Source organism: Streptomyces sp. NBC_00414 (assembly GCF_036038375.1).
Taxonomy (GTDB): Bacteria; Actinomycetota; Actinomycetes; order Streptomycetales; family Streptomycetaceae; genus Streptomyces.
Genome location: NZ_CP107935.1, coordinates 8,205,128 through 8,219,816, shown reverse-complemented (window position 1 = coordinate 8,219,816; position 14,689 = coordinate 8,205,128). Strand labels below are relative to the sequence as shown.

Annotated in this window: 13 protein-coding genes; 4 read left to right on the top strand and 9 right to left on the bottom strand. The window is 71.3% G+C overall.

Translation table 11 applies throughout. The annotated features are described in order from the left end of the window. Positions 1 to 11 precede the first annotated feature (11 nt). The 4 genes from OHS59_RS35735 to argC are packed head-to-tail and all read right to left on the bottom strand — an operon-like array spanning position 12 to position 4,301. Positions 12 to 1,223, bottom strand: coding sequence for an acetylornithine transaminase (locus OHS59_RS35735; RefSeq protein WP_328497475.1), 1,212 nt, complete (start codon positions 1,221 to 1,223; stop codon positions 12 to 14). Next, positions 1,220 to 2,128, bottom strand: coding sequence for an acetylglutamate kinase (argB, locus tag OHS59_RS35730; RefSeq protein ID WP_328497474.1), 909 nt, complete (start codon positions 2,126 to 2,128; stop codon positions 1,220 to 1,222). The genes OHS59_RS35735 and argB overlap by 4 nt, the downstream gene beginning before the upstream one ends. Then, on the bottom strand, positions 2,125 to 3,276 hold the full coding sequence (gene argJ / locus OHS59_RS35725) for a bifunctional glutamate N-acetyltransferase/amino-acid acetyltransferase ArgJ (RefSeq protein ID WP_328497473.1): 1,152 nt from the start codon (positions 3,274 to 3,276) through the stop codon (positions 2,125 to 2,127). Before argJ ends, argB begins: the two co-directional genes overlap by 4 nt. Next, positions 3,273 to 4,301: an N-acetyl-gamma-glutamyl-phosphate reductase gene (argC, locus tag OHS59_RS35720; protein ID WP_328497472.1), complete on the bottom strand. Its 1,029-nt coding sequence runs from the start codon at positions 4,299 to 4,301 to the stop codon at positions 3,273 to 3,275. The genes argJ and argC overlap by 4 nt, the downstream gene beginning before the upstream one ends. Before the next feature lie 237 nt (positions 4,302 to 4,538). Here argC and OHS59_RS35715 point away from each other — a divergent pair, with 237 nt between their 5' ends. Then, a complete protein-coding gene (locus tag OHS59_RS35715; RefSeq protein ID WP_328497471.1) occupies positions 4,539 to 6,191 on the top strand; it encodes a protein kinase domain-containing protein in 1,653 nt (550 codons plus the stop codon). A 61-nt stretch (positions 6,192 to 6,252) separates the two neighbouring features. Here OHS59_RS35715 and OHS59_RS35710 read toward each other — a convergent pair whose 3' ends face one another. Beyond that, complete coding sequence (locus tag OHS59_RS35710; protein ID WP_328497470.1) at positions 6,253 to 8,754, bottom strand: alpha-L-arabinofuranosidase C-terminal domain-containing protein; 2,502 nt, start codon at positions 8,752 to 8,754, stop codon at positions 6,253 to 6,255. A 157-nt stretch (positions 8,755 to 8,911) separates the two neighbouring features. On the opposite strand from OHS59_RS35710, the gene OHS59_RS35705 reads away from it, so the two are divergent. After that, on the top strand, positions 8,912 to 9,367 hold the full coding sequence (locus OHS59_RS35705) for a DUF6314 family protein (protein WP_328499486.1): 456 nt from the start codon (positions 8,912 to 8,914) through the stop codon (positions 9,365 to 9,367). Here OHS59_RS35705 and OHS59_RS35700 read toward each other — a convergent pair. The 3 genes from OHS59_RS35700 to OHS59_RS35690 form a co-directional block, all read right to left on the bottom strand. Beyond that, positions 9,349 to 9,933, bottom strand: coding sequence for a histidine phosphatase family protein (locus OHS59_RS35700; protein ID WP_328497469.1), 585 nt, complete (start codon positions 9,931 to 9,933; stop codon positions 9,349 to 9,351). The two genes, OHS59_RS35705 and OHS59_RS35700, sit on opposite strands and share 19 nt — an antisense overlap. A gap of 155 nt (positions 9,934 to 10,088) precedes the next feature. Then, the gene (locus tag OHS59_RS35695) at positions 10,089 to 10,526 is read right to left on the bottom strand and encodes a GNAT family N-acetyltransferase (protein WP_328497468.1); all 438 of its coding nucleotides are present in this window, start codon (positions 10,524 to 10,526) and stop codon (positions 10,089 to 10,091) included. 17 nt (positions 10,527 to 10,543) lie between these two features. After that, positions 10,544 to 12,022 carry an aminotransferase-like domain-containing protein gene (locus tag OHS59_RS35690; protein WP_328497467.1) on the bottom strand — a complete coding sequence of 493 codons (1,479 nt, stop codon included), beginning with the start codon at positions 12,020 to 12,022 and terminating at the stop codon, positions 10,544 to 10,546. Between OHS59_RS35690 and OHS59_RS35685 the strand changes: the two genes are divergently transcribed. Next, positions 12,021 to 13,034, top strand: coding sequence for a DMT family transporter (locus OHS59_RS35685; RefSeq protein WP_328497466.1), 1,014 nt, complete (start codon positions 12,021 to 12,023; stop codon positions 13,032 to 13,034). The two genes, OHS59_RS35690 and OHS59_RS35685, sit on opposite strands and share 2 nt — an antisense overlap. A gap of 111 nt (positions 13,035 to 13,145) precedes the next feature. Next, positions 13,146 to 13,340 (top strand): DUF1918 domain-containing protein, encoded by a 195-nt coding sequence (locus OHS59_RS35680; protein ID WP_328497465.1) that lies wholly within the window; start codon positions 13,146 to 13,148, stop codon positions 13,338 to 13,340. A gap of 49 nt (positions 13,341 to 13,389) precedes the next feature. On the opposite strand, the gene OHS59_RS35675 is transcribed toward OHS59_RS35680, so the two are convergent. Then, positions 13,390 to 14,679 (bottom strand): glycoside hydrolase family 10 protein, encoded by a 1,290-nt coding sequence (locus tag OHS59_RS35675; protein WP_328497464.1) that lies wholly within the window; start codon positions 14,677 to 14,679, stop codon positions 13,390 to 13,392. Positions 14,680 to 14,689 lie beyond the last annotated feature (10 nt).

Here is a 14,689-nt window from a genome sequence, read left to right as displayed (position 1 = left end):
TCATTCTCCGGTCATTCTCCGGTTCGTCCGTCCTCGTCGGTCACGTCGGTCACCGCGTCGAGAACACCGGCGAAGGCCCGGAGGAACGTGTCCACCTCGTCTTCGGTGATGTTCAGGGGCGGCATCAGCCGTACGACATCGGGGGCGGGCGCGTTCACCAGGAGGCCGGCGTCCTGAGCCGCCTGTTGCGCTCGGGGCGCGAGCGGCTCGGTGAGCACGATACCCAGGAGGAGCCCCGAGCCCCGGACATGGTCGACCAGCGGGTGGCCGAGGGACTCTATTCCGTCGCGCAGTTTCTCGCCGGACCGCTTCACGTTCTCCAGCAGGCCCTCGGACTCGATCGTGTCGAGGACGGCGAGCCCCGCGGCGCAGGCGACCGGGTTGCCGCCGAACGTCGTGCCGTGGTGACCGGGCTTCAGGAACTGCGCGGCGCGCCCGAAGGCGACCGTCGCGCCGAGCGGCAGCCCGCCGCCGAGGCCCTTCGCGAGCGTGACGATGTCCGGCAGGACACCCTCGTGCGCCTGGTACTCGAACCAGTGCCCGGTCCGGCCGACGCCGGTCTGCACCTCGTCCAGGACGAGGAGGCTGCCGGTGGCGGCGGTGATGGCACGGGCCGCCTTCAGATAGCCGGGGGGCGGCACGACCACACCGTTCTCACCCTGGATCGGCTCGATGACGACGAGCGCGGTGTCCTCGGTGACGGCGGCGGCCAGCGCCTGCGGGTCCCCGTACGGGACATGCGTGACGTCGCCCGGGAGCGGCAGGAAGGGATCCCGTTTGCCCGGCTGGCCGGTGAGCGCGAGCGCGCCCATGGTGCGGCCGTGGAAGCCGCCGTCGGTCGCCACCATGTGCGGGCGCCCGGTCAGCCGGCCGATCTTGAAGGCGCCCTCGACGGCCTCGGCCCCCGAGTTGCAGAAGTAGACGCGGCCGTCCCGCCCGAAGAGCTGGAGGAGGCGTTCGGCGAGCGTGACGGGCGGCTCGGCGACGAAGAGGTTGGAGACATGGCCGAGGGACGAGATCTGCCGGGTCACGGCCTCGACGATCGCCGGGTGGGCGTGGCCGAGCGCGTTGACCGCGATCCCGCCGACGAAGTCCAGGTACTCGGTGCCGTCGGCGTCCCACAGCCTGGTGCCGGCGCCACGGACGAGCGGCAGCCGGGGGGTGCCGTAGTTGTCCATGAGCGCGCCCTGCCAGCGCTGGGTGAGTTCCTCGTTGGCGGTCATGCGTCAGCGTCCCCCTCCGCATCGGGCACGACCATCGTGCCGATGCCTTCGTCGGTGAAGATCTCCAGCAGGATCGAGTGCTGGACCCGGCCGTCGATCACGCGGGCGGTGTTCACGCCGTTGCGCACGGCGTGCAGACAGCCCTCCATCTTGGGCACCATGCCGCTGGCCAGCTCGGGCAGCAGCTTCTCCAGCTCCTTGGCGGTGAGCCGGCTGATGACCTCGTCGGAGTTGGGCCAGTCCTCGTAGAGTCCCTCGACGTCGGTGAGGACCATCAGTGTTTCGGCGCCCAGCGCCGCAGCGAGTGCCGCAGCCGCCGTATCAGCATTGACGTTGTAGACATGTCCGTCGTCCTCGCTACGGGCGATCGAGGAGACGACCGGGATCCGGCCGTCGGCGAGCAGTGCCTCGATCGCGCCCGTGTCGATCGCGGTGATCTCGCCCACCCGCCCGATGTCGACCAACTCCCCGTCGATCTCGGGCTGGTGCTTGACGGCGGTGATGGTGTGCGCGTCCTCGCCGGTGAGTCCCACGGCGAGCGGACCGTGCTGGTTGAGCAGTCCGACCAGTTCGCGCTGGACCTGTCCGGCGAGCACCATGCGTACGACGTCCATGGCGTCCTCGGTGGTGACCCTCAGGCCCGCCTTGAACTCGCTGACGATGCCGTGCCGGTCCAGCGCCGCGCTGATCTGCGGGCCGCCGCCGTGCACGACGACGGGCTTGAGGCCGGCCTGGCGCAGGAACACGACGTCCTGGGCGAACGCGGCCTTCAGGTCCTCGTCGATCATGGCGTTGCCGCCGAATTTGATGACGACCGTCTTCCCGTTGTGCCGGGTCAGCCAGGGCAGCGCCTCGATGAGGATCTGGGCCTTGGGCAGCGCGGTGTGCTTACGGGTGGCGCTCATGACGAGTACGCGCTGTTCTCGTGGACGTACTCCGCGGTGAGGTCGTTGGTCCAGATCGTGGCCGTCTCGTCGCCCGCGGCGAGGTCGGCGACGATGTGGACCTCGCGGTAGCGCATGTCGACCTGGTCGCGGTCCTCGCCCACAGAACCGTTCTTGCAGACCCAGACGCCGTTGATGGCGACGTTCAGCAGGTCGGGCTCGAAGGCGGCGGAGGTGGTGCCGATGGCGGAGAGCACGCGGCCCCAGTTGGGGTCCTCGCCGTGGATGGCGCACTTGAGGAGGTTGTTGCGGGCGATGGAGCGGCCCACCTCGACGGCGTCGTCCTCGCTCGCCGCGTTGACGACCTCGATCTTGATGTCCTTGCCCGCGCCCTCGGCGTCCCGGATCAGCTGCTGGCCGAGGTCGTCGCAGACGGCCCGTACGGCCTCGGCGAACTCCGCGTACTGCGGGGTGATCCCCGAGGCGCCGGAGGCGAGCAGCAGCACAGTGTCGTTCGTCGACATGCAGCCGTCGGAGTCGACGCGGTCGAAGGTGACCTTCGTGGCCGCCCGCAGCGCCTTGTCCAGCGCCTCGCTGTCGACGTCGGCGTCCGTGGTGAGGACGACCAGCATCGTGGCGAGGCCGGGGGCGAGCATGCCCGCGCCCTTGGCCATGCCGCCGACGGTCCAGCCGTCGCCCTGGACGACCGACGTCTTGTGGACGGTGTCGGTGGTCTTGATGGCGATGGCGGCCTTCTCGCCGCCGTGTTCGGACAGAGCGGCGGCGGCCTGCTCGACGCCCGGCAGGAGCTTGTCCATCGGGAGCAGGATGCCGATGAGCCCGGTGGAGGCCACGGCGACCTCGCCCGCGTTCTGCCCGAGGACCTCGGCCACCTTCTCGGCGGTGGCGTGCGTGTCCTGGAAGCCCTTGGGTCCCGTACAGGCGTTGGCGCCGCCGGAGTTGAGGACGACGGCGGTCAGCGTGCCGCCCTTGAGGACCTGCTCGGACCACAGCACCGGCGCGGCCTTCACGCGGTTGGAGGTGAAGACGCCCGCGGCGGCGAGGCGGGGCCCGTTGTTGACCACGAGGGCCAGGTCGGGACCGCCGCTCTCCTTGATCCCGGCGGCGATACCGGCCGCCGTGAACCCCTTTGCTGCCGTGACACTCACGGTGCGACTCCGATCGTGGAAAGCCCGGTGGTCTCGTCGAGTCCGAGGGCGATGTTCATGCTCTGGACGGCACCGCCCGCGGTGCCCTTGGTCAGGTTGTCGATGGCGCTGATCGCGATGATGCGCCCCGCGGCCTCGTCGTACGCGACCTGCACCTGAACGGCGTTGGAACCGTGGACGGACGCGGTCGCCGGCCACTGGCCCTCGGGCAGCAGGAACACGAACGGCTCGTCCGCGTAAGCCTTCTCGTAGGCGGCCCGGACGGACTCCGCGGTGACGCCGGGCCTCGCCCTGGCGCTGCACGTGGCGAGGATGCCCCGGGACATCGGGGCGAGGGTCGGGGTGAAGGAGACGGTGACGGGCCCGTCCGCGACGGCGCCGAGGTTCTGGATCATCTCGGGGGTGTGCCGGTGGCCGCCGCCGACGCCGTACGGGGACATGGACCCCATGACCTCGCTGCCGAGCAGGTGCGTCTTGGGGGACTTGCCGGCGCCGGACGTCCCGGACGCGGCGACGACGACGGCCTCGTGCTCGGCGAGCCCGGCCGCGTAGGCGGGGAAGAGCGCGAGCGTGACGGCCGTCGGATAGCAGCCGGGCACGGCGACGCGCTTCGAGCCTTCCAGCGCCGCGCGGGCGCCGGGCAGCTCGGGGAGGCCGTAGGGCCAGGTCCCGGCGTGCGCCGAGCCGTAGAACCGCTCCCAGTCGGCCGCGTCCTTCAGCCGGAAGTCGGCGCCCATGTCGACGACCAGGACCTCCGGGCCGAGCTGCTCGGCGACGGCGGCGGACTGCCCGTGGGGCAGCGCCAGGAAGACGACGTCGTGTCCCGCGAGGACATCGGCCGTGGTCTCCTGGAGTACGCGGTCGGCCAGCGGGAAAAGATGAGGCTGCAGCGCGCCGAGGCGCTGTCCCGCGTTGGAGTTGCCGGTCAGGGCGCCGATCTCGATCTCGGGGTGCACCAGAAGCAGACGCAGCAGTTCCCCGCCCGCGTACCCACTCGCTCCGGCCACTGCCGCACGTACCGCCATGGAACCCTCCTCTTGGATGGCATGACTATACGTTTCGCTGCACGTTTATGCAATCTTCCCTCGGTTCGCCCGGGCTTCCCTGGGGAGTGGCCGGTGTCACGGGCGCTATATTCTTCGTCCTCAGGGCGGAGCTGAGGGAACGGTGGCACCGGAACCGACATCCCGCCGCAGAGAGTCTTGGACACAAGCCACGTCACTACGGACGCGTGTGTCTCGACTGCCTGGAGGGCGTGTCAGGTGTACCCACTGCAGAATTCCGACCCGACGAACATAGGTCGCTACCGTTTACTCGGACGGCTCGGTTCCGGAGGCATGGGAAGCGTCTACCTCGGCCGGACACCCGGGGGGCGGCCCGCCGCGATCAAGGTCATCAACGCCCATCTCCAGGACGACCCGGCGGCGTTGCAGCGTTTCCGTCGCGAGGTGGAGACCCTGGGGACCATCCGCAACGCGTTCACGGCGGCACTCATCGACGCCGAGGTGGACAATCCGCCGTTCTGGATGGCGACCGAGTACGTGCCCGGTCCGACGCTGGCCGACGCCGTCGAGACGTCGGGGCCCTTCCCGGTCGACCTCGGCCGCGCCGTGCTGGCCGCGCTGGCCGAAGGGCTCGCCGACGTCCACGTACACGGTGTGCTGCACCGCGACATCAAGCCTCAGAACGTCATCCTCTCGGCCACCGGCCCTCAGCTGATCGACTTCGGGATCGCCCGCAGCGACGAGATGTCGAACATCACGCAGGTCGGCACCGCCATCGGCACGCCCGGGTTCATCGCCCCGGAGACCCTCACCCGGAGCGAGGCGGGGCCGCCGTCCGACGTGTTCGCACTCGGCGTCACCCTGGCCTACTGCCTCACCGGCCGTGCGCCGTACGGGCAGGGCTCGCTGGCCACCGTCTCCTACCGCACCGTCCACGAGGACATGGACCTCGCCGGGATCCCCGCCGAGATGGCCGAGCTGATCGCTCTCTGCGCGCACAAGGACCCGGCGCGACGACCCCAGCCGCAGCGGATCGTGGAGCTGTGCGACAGCGAGACCGACATCGTGCGGCACCCCGCCTATCAGCGGATCATCGCCATGGCGGCCGCCTCCGACACGGCCGCGACCCCGACCGTGGCCGCGACTCCCGGGTCGCCCACGCCCTCGGCGCCGTACGCACCCGCGGCGCCGTACGCGCCCACGAAGGTCAACGTCACCGCGCCCGGTGCCGCTCCCGCCCCGCCGGACGGCCCGGCTCCCGCTCCGGTGGCCGCCGCCCAGACGCGGTTCCTGCCTCCTCCGACGCAGGCCGAACCGTCCGGCCCGTCCGCGCCCGGCACACGGTCGGGCCGGCTCCGCCGCCGTAAGCCGCTCATCGCCGGCGGTGCCGTGGTCGCTGTCGCGATCGTGGTGGCCACCGTGATCGCCCTGGAGAGTTCCGGCTCGGCCGACGACAACGCCAAGGACCCGAAGGCGTCCGCGAGCCGCGGCGACTCCCACCGGAGCACGGCCGGCGCGGACGATGCGGAGGCGAGCAAGAAGCCGTCGAGTCCCGCGCCCCTGCCGGAGACGCTGACGGTGCAGCCCCGGCGGACCCTGCAGCCCGGTGAGTTCCTGCAGACCGCGCACATGAAGCTGATCATGCAGACGGACGGCAACCTCGTCGCCTACGACGAGACCGACAGGCCCGTCTGGGCGTCCCTGACCTCCGGCGAGAACTACAAGGCCGTCTTCCAAGAGGACGGCAACCTGGTCGTCTACACCGCGGACGACAAGCCGTTGTGGGCGACCAACACGGGATACCCCGAAGGCGGAGCCGTCCTGGAACTCCGCGCCGACGCCAGCTTCGCCGTCACGAAGGACGGCCAGGACCTCTTCCTGAGCACCAAGGACACCACCGAGAAGGGCTGACCCGCCTTCACGCCGGAGGGCGGCCCGGGCGTCTGCCACCACACCCGGGCCGCCCGGCCGGTCACCCCTTCCTGGTACGCAGGAAGGTCACCGAGTTCGCCGGGAAGGTGTACGTGAACTTCCTCGCGACTCCCGAGAAGGTGGACGTGACCGGCGCGACGGCCGTGTCCGTCTCGGTGTTCACGGCGTCGGGGGCGGCGGCGAGGGTGGTCACCGAGGCCTTCGAGCGGACCTTCGCACTCCCGAGGTCGACCGCCGTACGGGCGTCCGCCGCCTGGGCGTTGACCACCTTGACGATCAGGTCACCGGTCTTCTTGTCCTCGGTCACGACCTGCCGGAACGGCTCGGCCGGCTTGTCGTCGGTGAAGCTTCCCCACTCCTGGCCGTCGAGGAGGAGGGTCACCTGCCGGCCGCGCACCTTGATGTCGATGTCGTAGGCGCGGCCCGTCTCGATGGACCCGGCCTTGGAGATCAGCGTCGACTTGCCACCGTCCACGGCCTGTTCGACGGCGGACTGGGTGTTGTTCCAGCCGCCCAGGTTCCACCAGTAGTAGTTGCCGGTGTCCTTGACGCCGAAGGCGACGAGGAAGCCCTCCTTGCCGGCCTTCTTGGTGGCCTTCACGTGCACGTCGTAGTCGTGCCAGGCCGGGTCACCCGCGGAGACCATGGTGTTCTCGGCGGCCTCGTCGCTCTGCACGTACTGGCCGTCCTGCACGCTCCAGCTGCCGCCGCCGGTGTGGGTCCACTGCGAGGCGTCACCGGAGAAGTCGTCGGCCAGCAGTTCCGTGCCGTCCGCGCCGGTCACCTTCACCTCGTCGTACGCGGCGCTCGTCGCCCACGTCGACAGGCCGACCGCGCCCGTGATGGGGCCGCTGACCGACGGTGTGCCGGTCGCGCGCGACGGTACGACCCGGTCGCCGACATTGCGCATGAAGAGCTTCTGCACCTCGTAGTTGGCGGAGTTCCAGGACGCGTGGTTGTTGAACCAGATCAGGTCCGGGCGCCACTGCACGTAGTCCTCGTTGGCGAGCAGCGGGGCGTACGAGGCGAGCTTCACGACGTCCGCGTTGCGCTCAAGACCGGTCATGAACGCGGCTTCGGAGAGGGCGTTCTTGAAGGTGTTGCCCTGGGAGGCGTACTCGCCGAGGAAGACCTGGGGGCCGTTCCTGTCGTACGAGTCGTAGCGGTCGTTGTTCTGCAGGAACCACTGCGGGCTGTTGTAGTAGTGCTCGTCGACCATGTCGACGTTCGCTTCCCGGTTGAGCTTCCAGGCCGTGTCGAAGGTCGAACCGCTGTCGTCGGGGCCGGAGTTGGAGACGACGGTGACGTCCGGGTACTTCGCCTCGACGGCCGCGCGGAACTGCTTGAACCGCTCGAAGTATTCGTTCGGCAGGTTCTCCTCGTTGCCGACCGCGAGGTGGGTGAGGCGGAAGGGCTTCGGGTGGCCCATCTTCGCCCGCTGCCTGCCCCACTCGCTGGTCACCGGCCCGTTGGCGAACTCGATGAGGTCCAGGGTGTCCTGGATGTGCCGCCTGAGGAGCGCGTCGTCGTCGACGGCCTGGTTCTGGCCGCAGCCGGTGACGAGGGCGGGCACCACGGGCAGCGGCATGGCTCCGATGTCCTCGGAGAACTGGAAGTACTCGTAGTAGCCGAGGCCGTAACTCTGGTTGTAGCCCCAGAAGTTGGCGTTCGTGGCGCGCTGCTCGACCGGGCCGATCGTGTCCTTCCACTGGTACGCGCGCTTGCGCTCCCAGCCGGACTCCTCGTCGTATCCCTTCATGCTGCCGGTGTTGACCAGGCAGCCGCCCGGGAAGCGGACGAAGGCAGGGTCGAGGGCGGCGATCTTCCGGGCGAGGTCCTCGCGCAGGCCGTGACCCTTGTAGGTGTCGCGCGGGACGAGCGAGATCATGTCGAGCGCGACGGGGCTGCCCGCGGCCACCGTGAGGCGGCCGGTGGCGCTGGTGCGGGTCGCGGTGAGGCGTGCCGTGTACTTGGCCCAGCCGCCGCGGGCGGTGACGCGGCGGGCCTGTGCCAGCTCGCCGTCGGCGTCCCCCAGGGTCACCGTGAGGGTGGCGGACGCGTCGGCGCGGGCCCACACCGAGAAGTCGTAGGCGTTGCCCTCCCGCACCGGGATCCCGGTGTTGTAGCCGGAGTTGGTGACGGACGAGCCGCCGTCCAGCGCGAGGTAGGTGCGGTTGCGGGCGTTCAGCCGGCCGTCGTCGTCCACGGTCCTCGCGGTGCCGGTGGCGGCCCAGGAGGTGAGCGGGGTGTACGAGCGGTTGTCGGCGGTCGAGTACTCGAAGGACCGGTTCTGCACCAGCTCCGCGTACAGACCGCCGTCCGCGGCCCGGTTGATGTCCTCGAAGAAGACGCCGTACATCGTGTCGTCGATTCTCGCGCCCGAGGCCCTGGGGTCGACGGTGATCGCGTAGTCGGTGACGTCCTCGGCGGCGGCGTTCACGGGGGCGGCACCCACCGGTGCCGGTACGAGGAAGGAGGCGGCCAGCAGTGTGGTGGCCGTGAGGGCGAGTCTCCAGCGAGTGCGGGTGCGGGCATGTGACATGGATCCTCCGCGGCTCTGAGAGGCGTGCGACATGACGTGATGACGCGCATTACTTGTTCGAGATACCGGACGCTGATCAATACTTCGAACGGCAAGATAGGTAGGAGGCAGGAGCACGTCAATGGGTTGGACAGGAGAGGCCGCTGTGGCGGAGGGGATGGCCGGATTCCGGCCGGTGAGCGATGTGCTGGCGTACCTGGCCGGAAGCTGGCAGGTGGAGCGTTCGGTGCGGGATCTCGCGAGCGGGGCGGCGGGTGCCTTCAGCGGGACGACGGTCTTCGAGCGGCTCGACGGCTCCAGCCGCTCCGAGGGGCTGCTCCACCGTGAGTCCGGCACCTTCACCTGGCAGGGCGTGGCCCGGCCCGCCGAGCGCACCCTGCGGTTCCTGCCGGGCGGCGCTCCCGGACGGGCCGACGTACGGTTCGCGGACGGCCGCCCCTTCCACGACCTGGACCTCACGTCGGGGCGGTACGTCGCCGACCATCCGTGCTCGGCGGACCTCTACCGGGGCGAGTTCACCGTGTACGACGTGGACCGCTGGCGGACGGTGTGGCGGGTGGGCGGCCCCGCCAAGGACCTGGTCCTCACGACGGACTACACGCGTTCGTACTGAGCGTCGAAGCGCAGATTCCAGCGGCCGGCCCAGCCGATGAGGGTGGCCGTCGACAGCGGACGGACGTCGAAGTTCCAGTACGTCGACGGGTGCGCCCGCAGGGCGTAGACGAGCGCCGCGCGTACGACCGCGGGTTCCGCCACGGCGACGATCCTTCCGCCGTCGTCGGCGGGGCGGGTGTCGAGCCAGCTGCCGACACGCTGGACGAACTCGGCCAACGGCTCGCCGCCGTGGGCCGCGGAGTACGGGTCGGCGAGCCAGGCGTCCACGGCCTCGGGTTCACGGGCCATCGCCTCCCCGAGGGTCAGACCGCGCCAGCGGCCCATGTCGCAGTCCCGCAGGGCGGGCTGGGCCAGCGGTGACAGGCCCAGCGCGTCACCGGTGGCCCGGCTGCGCGGTGTCGGCGAGCAGTACCGCAGCTCGGCCGCCGCCAACGGTATGAGGGCATGGGCGACGCGCTGCACCTCGCCCCAACCCGCCTGGTCGAGCGGCCGGTCGTCGTCGAAGCGCTCGGCGAGCAACGAGGAACCGCGGGCGGCGGCGATCAGCGTGACCCGAACATGCATGCGGCGATCGTGAAGGCCGGAACTGCGCAGGTCAAGAGCTGATCGACGGCGCTCACGGAATGCTCACGCGAACGCTCGCGCACAGACGCGTGGACGGGCTCGTGCACGGAGATCGACAAAGGCCGATGAGAGGCCGGTCGAAGGCCGGTGAAAGATCATTCGCGGCCGAGCGCCATCCACCGGTCGGGCCGGTCGAGCCCCTTGAACCCGAGTTTCTCGTAGACCCCGTGCGCGTCCTGGGTGGCGAGCAGCACGCGGCGCAGACCGAGGGGCTGGAGGTGGTCGCACACGGCGGCGACGAAGGCGGTCCCCAGCCCTCGGCCCCGCGCGGACCGGTCCACGTACACATCGCAGAGCCACCCGAAGGTCGCCCCGTCGGTCACCACGCGCGCATACGCGACCTGGTCACCCGAAACCGTCTCGTAGACACCGAAGTTGAGTGATCCCTCGATGGCGCGCTCCTGCAGCTCGCGCGGCCGGTCGAGTGCCCAGTACGCGTCGGTGGAGAGCCAGCGGTGGACGCGGTCGACGTCGATACGCGCGGGGTCGGTGGAGATCTCGTAGCCCTCGGGCAGACTCGGTGTGTCGTTCATGGCGGGAGAGTCCCAGCTCAGGATCCGGCTGTCGAACCGATTTCGGCGCAGGCCGTACGCAGTCTGCGCACCCCCTCGGTGATCTCGGCGGTGCTCGCGACCGCCGCGAAGCTGAGTCGCAGATGGGCCGCCGGTGGCTCGGCGCTGAAGTAGGGGCGGCCCGGGGTGACGGCCACGCCCGCGCGCAGGGCGGCGGACAGCAGCGCCGTCTCTCCCCCGGAGCCGAAAGCCTGGGAGGTACCCCCAGTGCCGTCGGGCAGGCGCACCCACAGCTGGTAGCCGCCGGACGGGATGTGGGGCAGGGCCAGTTCGGGCAGCCGCAGGCCCAGCGCGGCGGCCATCGCGTCGCGCCGGATGCGCAGTTCCGCCGAGACGGCCCGGAGATGGCGGGGCCAGGCGGGCGAGCCGACGAGTTCCAGGGCCGCCTCCTGGAGCGGTCGCGGTACGAAGAAGGTGTCGACGACCTGGATGGCCCGCAGCCGTTCCAGGACGGGACCGCGGGCGGCCAGCGCGCTCACCCGGAAGCTCGGCGAGGTGGCCTTGGTCAGCGAGCAGACGTGCACGACCACTCCGTCGGCGTCGTCCGAGGCCAGCGGACGCGGCAGCGGGCCCGAGTCCTCGTGCACGAGCCGGCGTACGAAGTCGTCCTCGATGACGAACGCGCCCGCCTCGCGGGCGATCCGCAGCACCTCGCCGCGCCGCTCCGGGGCGAGCACCGCGCCGGTCGGGTTCTGGAACAGCGGCTGGCAGACGAAGACGCGGGCGCCGGTGGCCCGGAAGGCGTCGGCGAGCAGCTCCGGCTTCACCCCGTCCCGGTCCACGGGCACGGGCACGGGCCGCAGCCCGGCCGCGCGGGCGATCGCCAGCATCCCGGGGTACGTGGGTGACTCGACGAGGACGGGGGCGCCGGGCGGCGCGAGTGCGCGCAGCGCGGTGGTCAGCGCGGACTGGCCGCCGGCCGTGATCAGCACCTCGGCGGCGGTCACGGCGCCGCCGATGCCCCGCGCGAACCACTCGCGCAGGTCCGGCAGTCCGTCGACCGGCGGGCGCGCCCAGACGCCGGGGCGTCGGCCCGCCCGGGACAGCGCCGCGGCCATCGCCCGCTCGGGCTGGAGCGAGGGGTGCAGATAGCCGCCGTTGAACTCGATGACTCCGGGCGGCGGGGTGGCCAGCGAGACCAGTACCCCGGAGGCGTCCACCGTGCGGGGCACGAGGTCGGACGTGGCGTCCGCGCTGAGTGCGACCTCCTGCCAGGAGGTGTCCCCCACGGCCGGCCCGGCGGCGCGCGGCTCGGCCCGGAACGCCCCCGCCCCGGGCCTGGTGACGACAAGCCCCTCGGCGGAGAGCTGGGCCAGCGCCCGTGACACGGTCACGGGGCTCACCCGGAACCGCTCGACGAGCGCCCGGCTGGACGGCAGCTTTCCACCTGGAGAGTAGCGGTCCAGCTCACTTCTCAGACTGTTGGCCAGATCAGCGACACTGCTACGCTCGTGCATGAGAGCAGAGAATAGCGCTACCGCACCGACCTCGATAGCGGTGCCCGGCACTCTTTCGAGGGTCGTCCGGGCCTCCCCCGACGGTCGCCCCGCCGACGCCGAGGTCCGTGACACCGCCGCCGGCGACCGGGGCTCCGCCCGGCCGGAGCAGCCTGATCCCCGAACCGGGACCCTCCTCGCCGCGCTCGGCGTCACCGCCTTCTCCCTCACCTTCCCCGCCACCGCGTGGGGCCTGGAGGGCTTCGGCCCCTGGTCGCTCGTGGCCGTGCGGAGCGTCCTGGCCGCGCTCGTCGCGGGCGGCTGCCTGCTGGCCCTGCGCGTGCCGCTCCCCGGCCGCCGCCACTGGGCGGGCCTCGCCGTCGTCGCCGCCGGAGTCGTCCTCGGCTTCCCGCTGCTCACCACCCTCGCCCTGGAGACGTCGACCACCGCGCACGCCGCGGTCGTCGTCGGTCTGCTTCCCCTGACGACCGCCCTGTTCTCGGCGCTGCGCGTCGGCACCCGCCCCTCCCGCACCTTCTGGGTCGCGGCCTACGCGGGCGCCGCAGTCGTCATCGCGTTCACCGTGCAGCAGAGCGGCGGCGCCCTGAGCAGCGCGGACGCCTACCTCTTCGGGGCGCTCCTGATCTGCGCGGCGGGCTACACGGAGGGCGGCCGGCTGGCCCGGGTGATGCCGGGCTGGCAGGTCATCGGCTGGGCGCTGGTCATGTGCCTGCCGCTCACGGTGCCGGCCGCCGCGATCGCGCTGTCGTACGAGCCCGTGCGGCTGACCGCGCACAGTGTGACCGGGCTGCTGTGGGTCGCGGTCGGGTCGCAGTTCCTCGGCCTGGTCGTCTGGTACCGCGGGATGGCCGCGATCGGCATCCCGAAGGCCAGCCAGCTGCAGCTCGCCCAGCCGCTTCTCACCCTGGTGTGGTCGGTGCTGCTGCTGGGCGAGCGGGTGACCCCGGCCGCCCCGCTGACGGCCGCCGCCGTACTCGTCTGCATCGCCGTCACCCAGCGGGCCCGGGGCTGACGACGGGCAAGGGGCCGAGGGGTAGGTCCGGGCCGATCCCAACGGGCGCTACCCGCCGTAGACTTGCGGTCACGAATCGCCACTCCCGTGCGGAACGAGGAGGCCCCACCGATGCAGGCAACCGTAGGCGACCAGCTGCTGGTGCACGGCAGGATCGTCGGGCAGCACGACCGGGTCGCGGAAGTCATCGAAGTGCTCGGACAGCAGGGGAACCCCCCGTACCGGGTCCGCTTCGAGGACGGTCACGAGACCCTGATGTCTCCCGGCCCCGACTGTGTGGTCCAGCACCGCGAGGACAGGCCCTGACGGACCCGAGGAACCTGGCGGACCCGACGGCCCCGGCGGACCTGCCGGGTCAGAGAGTGGGCTTCGCGGGCTGCCGGTAGTGGTCGGCGACCACCCTCGCCATGGCTCCGACACGGTCGGCGGCCACTTCCTTGGCCGAGAAGAAGACGTGCCCGCGCACCTGCGGATGGTTCCCGGCGAGGGTCAGGTGCCGGGACAGTTCCGCCGGGTCCTGCCAGGCCGCGGGCTGCGCAGGGTCACCGGCCTTGTAGAGCGCCTCCCCCACGTACAGCTTCGTCCTGCTGCCCTGCGCGGTCTGCGACCACCAGGGAACGAGCTTCGCGTAGTCGGCCGCGGCGAAGCCGATGTTCCAGTACAGCTGCGGGCAGATGTAGTCGACCCAGTTCTCCCGGACCCATTTCCTGGTGTCCGCGTGCAGGTCGTCGTACGTCTGCACGCCGGCCCGGGTGTCCGAGCCCAGCGGGTCGGTCGTGGCGTTGCGCCAGACCCCGAACGGGCTGATCCCGAACTGCGTGCCGGGCCGGACCTCCTTGATCCGGGCGGCCGTCTCCAGCACCAGTTGGTCGATGTTGTTGCGCCGCCAGGCCGCCCGGTCGGGGAACTGCCCGCCGTGCGCGGCGTACGCGGCGTCGTCGTCGAAGACCTGGCCCGCGACCGGGTACGGGTAGAAGTAGTCGTCCCAGTGGACGGCGTCCACGGCGTACTTCTTCACCGCGTCCAGCATCGCGTCCTGGACGAAGGCCCGGACCTCGGGCAGACCGGGGTTGTAGTAGAGCTTCCCGCCGTAGGGCACGACCCAGTCGGGGTGGACGCGGGCCGGGTGCGAGGCGACGAGCCTCGTCGGGTCGGTGTGGTTGGCGACGCGGTACGGGTTGAACCAGGCGTGCAGTTCCAGTCCGCGCGCGTGGGCCTCCTCGACTGCGGTGCCCAGCGGGTCCCAGCCGGGGTCCTTGCCCTGGACACCGGTCAGGTACTGCGCCCAGGGCTCGAAGGGCGAGGCCCACAGCGCGTCGGCCGTCGGGCGCACCTGGAAGATCACCGCGTTCAGTCGGCGCTCCACCGCCGTGTCGAGGTGCGCGAGCAGTTCGGCGCGCTGCGCCTGCGCGGTCAGGCCGGGCTTCGAGGGCCAGTCGCGGTTCGCCACGGTCGCCAGCCACATTCCGCGCAGCGCACCGGCGGGGTCCCGGCGCCGGTGCCGGCGAGTACCACCGGAGCCGCGGCCCCCGCCTCCTCCGCCGCCCTCGGACATCTCCGCCGCCACGGCCAGTCCCGCCGTGACGAGTCCCGACAGTCCTGCCGCCGCGACCGCCGCGAATCCCCGTCGTGACATACGCCCCATGCCGTACACC

Coding starts and splice junctions, on each gene's coding strand:
- OHS59_RS35685 (WP_328497466.1), top strand. CDS start 12,021: ATGAGAGCAGAGAATAGCGCTACCGCACCGACCTCGATAGCGGTGCCC.
- OHS59_RS35705 (WP_328499486.1), top strand. CDS start 8,912: ATGGCCGGATTCCGGCCGGTGAGCGATGTGCTGGCGTACCTGGCCGGA.
- OHS59_RS35700 (WP_328497469.1), bottom strand. CDS start 9,933: ATGCATGTTCGGGTCACGCTGATCGCCGCCGCCCGCGGTTCCTCGTTG.
- argB (WP_328497474.1), bottom strand. CDS start 2,128: ATGAGCGCCACCCGTAAGCACACCGCGCTGCCCAAGGCCCAGATCCTC.
- OHS59_RS35675 (WP_328497464.1), bottom strand. CDS start 14,679: ATGGGGCGTATGTCACGACGGGGATTCGCGGCGGTCGCGGCGGCAGGA.
- OHS59_RS35710 (WP_328497470.1), bottom strand. CDS start 8,754: ATGTCACATGCCCGCACCCGCACTCGCTGGAGACTCGCCCTCACGGCC.
- OHS59_RS35690 (WP_328497467.1), bottom strand. CDS start 12,022: ATGCACGAGCGTAGCAGTGTCGCTGATCTGGCCAACAGTCTGAGAAGT.
- argC (WP_328497472.1), bottom strand. CDS start 4,301: ATGGCGGTACGTGCGGCAGTGGCCGGAGCGAGTGGGTACGCGGGCGGG.
- OHS59_RS35735 (WP_328497475.1), bottom strand. CDS start 1,223: ATGACCGCCAACGAGGAACTCACCCAGCGCTGGCAGGGCGCGCTCATG.
- OHS59_RS35680 (WP_328497465.1), top strand. CDS start 13,146: ATGCAGGCAACCGTAGGCGACCAGCTGCTGGTGCACGGCAGGATCGTC.
- OHS59_RS35695 (WP_328497468.1), bottom strand. CDS start 10,526: ATGAACGACACACCGAGTCTGCCCGAGGGCTACGAGATCTCCACCGAC.